This is a genomic window from Solihabitans fulvus (assembly GCF_008386585.1).
GTDB lineage: Bacteria > Actinomycetota > Actinomycetes > Mycobacteriales > Pseudonocardiaceae > Solihabitans > Solihabitans fulvus.
The window spans coordinates 432-1437 of sequence record NZ_VUOB01000136.1; the positions used below are offsets into that span (position 1 = coordinate 432).

A 1006-nucleotide genomic window follows, 5' to 3' on the forward strand; every position below is an offset into this window, starting at 1 on the left:
CCCGGCGGTGATCGTGGCGAAGTTGTCGTCGGTGAGCACCACGGTCGCGGCTTCCTGTGCGACGTCGGTGCCGCCAACGCCCATGGCCACGCCGATGTCCGCGCGGTGCAGGGCGGGTGCGTCGTTGACGCCGTCGCCCGTCATCGCGACCGTGTGTCCGTTGTGCCGCAACGCCTCGGCGATGCGCAGCTTCGCCTCGGGCGCGGCCCTGGAGAACACGATCTCCTGCGGCCCGGCCAGCAGCTCGTCCAGTGCCCGGTCGGGCATCGCGTCCAGCTCGTCGCCGTCGACCACCAGGTCGGCACCGATGCCGACCTGGCGGGCGATCTCGGCCGCGGTGCGGCCATTGTCGCCGGTCACCACGTGAACCCGGATTCCCGCCTTGTGGCAGTCCGCCACGGCCGCCGCCACCTCGGGGCGCGGCGGGTCGAGCAGGCCAATCAGACCCAGCCGATGAGCAACAACGTGTCAACTGACTGCCCGGTTCACGCCAAGGGTCGTTGGACCAGCGCGAACGATTCGCCGGCAGACACTCCAACTAGGACTCCCAGAGTGCGGCTGCGAGGAGGTGCAACGAGCCTGGACACCAGCGAGTCGCTCACGCAGGAAGCGCCGTCATGTCCCATCCGCGCAGCCTGTTCGCCGCCGCCCCACAACCGAGCCCCTTCCACGCAGATCATGTGACGTCGACGGGGAGGCCTCCGCCTGGCCGGCGCCCACTTCCGCGATCACCGCGAGAACCGCCAGCCACACCGTGAAGATCGCCCGTGATCTGGATCGGCCGGGAGGCGGGCAGATCGTCGCGGGTGGCCTTCTCCTCACGCAGTTCGTAGGAGGACATCCGGTAGAACATCCCTACGGACCCACCACCTGCGGGACTACGTGAGCACAGCGCCGGGAATTGCGTGAGCGCTGACAAGCCCCACGCTACGAGGTCGGATTGATGCTGATCACCGGCCAGGCATACCAACGACCCGCACACCACTAAGGGGTTGCAGATAATTAA

Annotated in this window: 1 pseudogene; it reads right to left on the reverse strand. The window is 68.0% G+C overall.

Going from position 1 to position 1006, the window contains the following annotated elements:
• A pseudogene (locus F0L68_RS44075) lies at positions 1–450 on the reverse strand (HAD-IC family P-type ATPase); the annotation flags it as partial.
• Positions 451–1006: the final 556 nt, after the last annotated feature.